Source organism: Faecalibacterium sp. Marseille-Q4137 (assembly GCF_017377535.1).
GTDB lineage: Bacteria > Bacillota > Clostridia > Oscillospirales > Ruminococcaceae > Faecalibacterium > Faecalibacterium duncaniae.
Genome location: NZ_JAFREK010000082.1, coordinates 1 through 4,131, shown reverse-complemented (window position 1 = coordinate 4,131; position 4,131 = coordinate 1). Strand labels below are relative to the sequence as shown.

General features: G+C 65.5%; 3 protein-coding genes. All 3 read left to right on the top strand.

The genetic code is table 11. The features are described 5' to 3' along the window. Nucleotides 1-85 precede the first annotated feature (85 nt). The 3 genes from J3353_RS15690 to J3353_RS15680 all read left to right on the top strand — a co-directional run bounded on the left by J3353_RS15690 (nucleotide 86) and on the right by J3353_RS15680 (nucleotide 4,072). A complete protein-coding gene (locus tag J3353_RS15690; RefSeq protein WP_097770749.1) occupies nucleotides 86-934 on the top strand; it encodes a PHP domain-containing protein in 849 nt (282 codons plus the stop codon). A gap of 245 nt (nucleotides 935-1,179) precedes the next feature. Then, the gene (locus J3353_RS15685; RefSeq protein ID WP_035394508.1) at nucleotides 1,180-1,440 is read left to right on the top strand and encodes a TIGR03905 family TSCPD domain-containing protein; all 261 of its coding nucleotides are present in this window, start codon (nucleotides 1,180-1,182) and stop codon (nucleotides 1,438-1,440) included. A 325-nt stretch (nucleotides 1,441-1,765) separates the two neighbouring features. Next, nucleotides 1,766-4,072: an ATP-dependent Clp protease ATP-binding subunit gene (locus J3353_RS15680; protein ID WP_117504427.1), complete on the top strand. Its 2,307-nt coding sequence runs from the start codon at nucleotides 1,766-1,768 to the stop codon at nucleotides 4,070-4,072. Nucleotides 4,073-4,131 lie beyond the last annotated feature (59 nt).

Sequence of the window (4,131 nt, the reverse complement as noted above, 5' to 3'; positions counted from 1 at the left end):
GCCAAGGCCGCCCCTATTAGGGGCGGTGGCATTGCGAAGCAATGACGGTGGGGTTATCCGTTTTATTCTCAGGAGGTTCCATCCCATGCCCGGCGATCTACACAACCACACCACCTATTCCGACGGTTCCGTGCCCGTGGCCCGGCTGCCCCTGATGGCAGCCCGGGTGGGGCTGGATGCCATGGCCATTTCTGACCACGATACGCTGCGCAGCGTGCAGTATGCCTACGACCACCCGGTGCAGGATGGGGTAAAGCTCATCCCGGCCACCGAGCTCACCGGTTACGATTACGAGCGCCAGCACCGGGTCCACCTGCTGGCCTACTGGCCCGACCCCGAGAGCGAGGCCCTGCGCCGCCACTGCGATATCATGCGCCAGCGCCGCAACGAGTGCTGTTTGCAGAGCGCCCGGGAGCTGGAAGCCATTTTCCCCCAGTTCCGCACCGAGCAGGCGCTGGAATACGCCAGAGACAGCGGCGTGCTCTATAAGAGCGGCATCATGCAGGCGCTGCGGGAGCTGGGCCTTGCCGACAGCATCTACGGCGAGCGCTACCATGAGCTGTTCGGCTGGAACCCGCGGGGCAGGGTGCTCCACTCGCCCGAGTATATCCCGGTGCGGGAGGTGCTGGCCACGGCCAGAGCCGCCGGTGCCGTGGTGGTGTTCGCCCACCCCACCGTGTACAAGAGTATGCCCCTGCTCCGGGAACTGGTCAGGGAGGGGATGGTGGACGGCATCGAGATCGACCACCCCAGCAACAGCCCCGAGGACAAGGCCGAGTGTGCCGCCCTCTGTGGGCAGTATCACCTCATCCACACCGGCGGCACCGACTTCCACGGGGCCAACCACAAAAAGGTCTACCCCGTGGGCACCTGCACCACCCCCGATGACCAGATCGCGCGGATCGAGGAGCTGGCGAGGAAGAGAAAAAAGTAAACCGATTTGAGCATTCTTATGAGAACTGCCAAGGCCTCGCCCTTCGGGAGAGGTGGCATTGCGTCAGCAATGACGGAGAGGGTGAGTTCGGTAAAGTCCGTGAGCATCCTCACCCTCTCAGTCTCGCTTTGCTCGACAGCTCCCCCGAAGGGGGAGCCCTTGGCAAAGAGGGCAGGTTCCGCCCCTTGCAGGAACGTGGTTTTTGTAGTATAATGCAGGCAAGTCAAAAAGAGAGGATGTTTTCCATGAGCAAATCTTTCAGTTTCCCCAATGTGGGTACCTGTTCCAAGCAGACCAACATCGTGCTGAACGATGACCACACCATCGAGTCCGTTGAGGTCATCGGCGGCTGCAACGGCAACCTCAAGGGCATCAGCCGCCTGCTCAAGGGCATGAAGGCTGAGGATGCCATTGCCCGCATGGAGGGTACCACCTGCGGCCCCCGCCCCACCAGCTGCCCCGATCAGATCGCCAAGAACCTGAAAAAGGCCCTGGCAGAGATGTAACCATCAACGCAGAGAAAGCGTCGTGCATTGCACGGCGCTTTTTTGCTGTGCAGCGCGATCCATCCTCTCTGCGGGCTGCTGGCGATGTTAAACCCCACCGTCATTGCTTCGCAATGCCACCGCCCCTAATAGGGGCGGCCTTGGCAAAGAGGGCGAGCTTTACGAAATGCCAAGGGCCCCACTATTAGGGGGGCTGTCGCCGCAGGCGACTGGGGGGTTGAGCCCCAAAGCTTTGCCTTTGCGGCCTGACACAAATTGCTGTTTTTTTCGTGGAGGTTGAGCCTATACTTTGCTGTGTATGAAACAATACAGCAAGGAGCAGAGCATGAGCATTTGGGAAGCATTCGGCATGGGCAGACACAAGGGGTTTTCGCGGGAGGCAGGGCTGCTGCTGGACGAAGCCGTGGAGCTTGCGGGCAGCATGGGCTGTGCCCGGGCGGATACCGGGCACCTGCTGCTTGCCATGCTGCAGACCGACCGCGGCCCGGCGGGGCGGTTTCTGGCGGGCAAGAACATCACCGAGCCCGCCGTGCGCCGCCAGCTGGCCGAGGGCCGCACCAGCCCGGCCCGCCAGCTGGACAGAAAGGCGCTGGCCCCAGATCTGCGCCGGGCTATGGATTATGCCCTCATCGGGGCACAGAACGCCCACCTGCCCAAGGCGGAGCCGGAGCACCTGCTCTGCGCCATGCTGGAGGATACCGACTGCGCGGCGGGGGTGCTGCTGGCCTCCATGGGGGTGCAGCTGGCCGAGGCCGTGCGGGAGTGCCGCCAGATCTCGGGGCAGTTCATCCTGCCTGGTACGCCCCGGGCCAGCGCCATGCCCCGGGGCAGCCGCGCCAGCGATAAGTATTGCCGCGACCTGACCCGCCGCGCAGTGGACGGCGAGCTGGACCCGGTGTTCTGCCGGGATGCGGAGCTGGACCGGATGGTGGAGATCCTGTGCCGCCGCCAGAAGAACAACCCCTGTCTGGTGGGGGAGCCGGGCGTGGGCAAAACGGCCCTTGCCGAGGGCCTTGCCCAGCGCATCGCCAGCCGGAACGTGCCCCGGATGCTGCAGGGGCGGCGGCTGCTGGCGCTGGATATGGCCAGCCTTGTGGCGGGCACCAAGTACCGGGGCGACTTTGAGGAGCGGTTCAAGACCCTTCTGGAGGAGCTTGTGCGGGACGGCAGCGCCATCCTGTTTGTGGACGAGTTCCACACCATCGTGGGAGCCGGCGCGGCAGAGGGAGCCATTGATGCCGCCAGCATCCTGAAGCCCGTGCTGGCCCGGGGGGAGCTGCAGCTCATCGGGGCCACCACCGATCAGGAGTTCCGCACCCATATCCAGAAAGATGCCGCGCTGGAGCGCCGCTTTGGCCGGGTGCAGATCGAGGAGCCCACCCCGGCACAGGCTGCAGCAATCCTGGAGGGGCTTGCCCCCCGCTACGAGCGGTACCACAGCGTGCATCTGCCGCCCGAGACACTGCGGGAGGCCGTGGAGCTCTCGGTGCGGTACCTGCCGGGGCGCTTCCTGCCCGATAAGGCCATCGACCTTGTGGACGAGGCCTGTGCCGCTGCCCGCATCCGTGCCGAGCGGGAGGGAAAAGCAGATCCCACCCTCACCCGGGAGGACATTGCCCGGGTGGTGGCGCAGGCCAGCGGCGTGCCCGTAGAGCGGGTGGGGGAGAAGGAGCGGGAACGGCTGGACAAGCTGGAATCCCGCCTCAACGCCGAGATCGTGGGCCAGCAGAAGGCCGTGGCGGCGGTGGCCGGGGCCATCCGGCGCAGCCGCACCGGGTTGGGGGAGCCGGGCCGCCCCATGGGGGCCATGCTCTTTCTGGGGCCCACCGGCGTGGGCAAGACCGCCCTTGCCAAGGCCCTTGCTGCCAGCTGGTTCGGCAGCGAAAAGGCCCTGCTCAAGTTCGATATGTCGGAGTATCAGGAGCAGCACACCACGGCCCGCCTGCTGGGCGCGCCTCCGGGCTACCTTGGCCACGATGAGGGCGGTCAGCTCACCGAAGCCGTCCGCCGCCGCCCGTACAGCGTGGTGCTCTTTGACGAGATCGAAAAGGCCCACCCGGACATCCAGAACATCCTGCTGCAGATCCTGGAGGACGGCCAGCTCACCGATGCCATGGGCCGCAAGGCCGATTTCCGCAATACCATCGTCCTGCTCACCTCCAACCTGGGGGCACGCTTTCTGGCCGGGCAGAGCGCCCCGCTGGGCTTTGCGGCGGGCAGCGAGGCCGTGTTCGAGAAGCAGTCGGCCCAGGCCATTGAGGAAGCCAAAAAGTGGTTCCGGCCCGAGCTGGTGGGGCGGCTGGATGAGCTCATCGTGTTCCGTCCCCTTGCCGAGGACAGCCTGTGTGCCATTGCCGAAAAGCTGCTGGGCCAGCTGGAAGCCCGTGCCGCCCGCAATGGGTATCAGCTGACCCATACGCCCCGGGTGGGGGCGGTGCTGGCCGCAAGGGCGCGCTCGCCCTATGGGGCCCGGGAGCTGCGGCGGCAGGTGGACCGCGCCGTGGAACAGGCCCTCGCCAACCAGATCGCCTCCGGCACGGCCCACACCGGCCAGCACTGGACCGCCGACTGCACGGTGGATGGGGCAATCGTGTTGGAAGAGGGGGAAGCAGTAGAGCAAACCATCGGCTAAACCTCTCAGTCACGCTCCGCGTGCCAGCCCCCCTAATAGTGGGGCCCTTGGCATGGCGT

Coding starts and splice junctions, on each gene's coding strand:
- J3353_RS15690 (WP_097770749.1), top strand. CDS start 86: ATGCCCGGCGATCTACACAACCACACCACCTATTCCGACGGTTCCGTG.
- J3353_RS15685 (WP_035394508.1), top strand. CDS start 1,180: ATGAGCAAATCTTTCAGTTTCCCCAATGTGGGTACCTGTTCCAAGCAG.
- J3353_RS15680 (WP_117504427.1), top strand. CDS start 1,766: ATGAGCATTTGGGAAGCATTCGGCATGGGCAGACACAAGGGGTTTTCG.